The sequence below is a fragment of the Limisphaera sp. 4302-co genome, from assembly GCF_049537155.1.
GTDB lineage: Bacteria > Verrucomicrobiota > Verrucomicrobiia > Limisphaerales > Limisphaeraceae > Limisphaera.
Genome location: NZ_JBMVQZ010000035.1, coordinates 1 through 1,500, shown reverse-complemented (window position 1 = coordinate 1,500; position 1,500 = coordinate 1). Strand labels below are relative to the sequence as shown.

General features: G+C 56.1%; 2 protein-coding genes. Both read left to right on the top strand.

All coding sequences use genetic code 11. From position 1 onward, the window contains the following. A partial coding sequence (locus ACPDIX_RS15010) for an RHS repeat domain-containing protein (RefSeq protein WP_423432616.1) occupies nucleotides 1-809 on the top strand: 809 nt, incomplete at its 5' end. A 56-nt stretch (nucleotides 810-865) separates the two neighbouring features. Then, nucleotides 866-1,381 carry a hypothetical protein gene (locus ACPDIX_RS15005; protein WP_423432615.1) on the top strand — a complete coding sequence of 172 codons (516 nt, stop codon included), beginning with the start codon at nucleotides 866-868 and terminating at the stop codon, nucleotides 1,379-1,381. Nucleotides 1,382-1,500 lie beyond the last annotated feature (119 nt).

Below are 1,500 nucleotides of genomic sequence, written 5' to 3'. Positions count from 1 at the left end.
GGAATGTGTGGAATATGGTGTCGGCGTCCACGGGCGCTGAAACCGCCCGGTACGAATACGGTCCCTTTGGCGAGCCCTTGCGCCTGAGCGGCCCTGCGGCCCGGTCGAATCCCTTCCGCTTCTCCACGAAGCGTACCGAAGACTTCACCGGTCTGGTCCTGTACGAATACCGGGCCTATGGTCCTACATTGGGCCGCTGGTTGAGCAGGGATCCGATTGAGGATCTGGGGTTTTCTTTAAAAGGCTGTTGCCAATCGCAACCGCCGGAGGGACGTGGGGAACAGCGCGTTCGCCGAGCGTTGGAGTTCCTTGTTGTAAAACGGCCAGATGTTGCATCAGCATTGAGGGTTTACTTGGTACGGAAAGGCTTGCTCCGCCATCGCACCGGCAAGCCAGGAAGGGAGTATGCTTTTTTGGCAAACTATTGTACGGGCAGCGTTGATGTTCACGGTCTGGACAGCAAGGAGGGGAGTGGAGACGGCAGATGCTGCGACAATAAAGCGCTCAAGGACCTGGTAAAGAATGCGGTCGCCAGGTTGTTACAGTTGCTAGAAGAAGCTGCAGAGGCTGCTGACGATCCCAAGACCAAGAAAGCCCTGAGCACGTTGAACAAGGTGCTGGTGATCGTTGACGCCTCCGAACGGATCAAAAGTGCCTGCGGAAAGCTCGACGGGTGTGATGACTTTTTGAAAGAGGCGGATCTTACGAACTGCCTGTTGTGCTGCCATTCTTTGCACGCGCTGTTTGGAAACGAGGTTGGAGGGTTCGGCTACTGGACCTGCAATTACGTATGCAGCCACGCAGAATAAGAGGTTTAGCGTTGGTCCTCGGCGGTTGTGCGGCAATCCATGTCGTGCTGACTCTAATGGCGGAGCGACCGCCGCTGGAGGAAAGGGTGAAGTTGCGCAGTAGCAGCATAGTTACCGAATACTATCTTAGCAACACCATTGTAAAGGTGGAGGGCATGTCTACCCGAACCAACCGAGATGGCAGCCCGAAGATCAGGTATCGCAAGCATTTTCGCCAGGGCTCATTGGCTCTCATGGAGACATGGGGACCCGGGGCAGAAAGAGGGAGGTTGTTTTATCGGAGGGGCAAGGCCGTTTATGGGGAAGTTGACGTAAATGGCGACGGAGCTCCTGACGCCATTGCGGTGACCGAGGACAATGGTGAGCCATGGGCCATTTTTATCGTGGGTGAGGACGGCCTTTTAGAGCTTGCAGATGAGGGTATGCATGTGAGAGCGAGAGAAGAATCGGAGCTGTTGGGAACGATGATGGAAGTCTTGCTTGAGGTGGCCAGGGACCGCAGTGTGCGCAGGGAAGTGAATGAACAGGAGGTTGGCAGGCGTGACCGGTCGGTGCTTCTGAATAGCCCCTGACCGAACACCCTTAAAAGGCGCACTAGAATCGGGTGGAGGGCTCAGGGTGGAAACTGACTGGCGCCTTGCTCGGTTGGTGTTCTGCAGGGAAGTCGGAGCTACTCAAGTCCCGCAAAGGG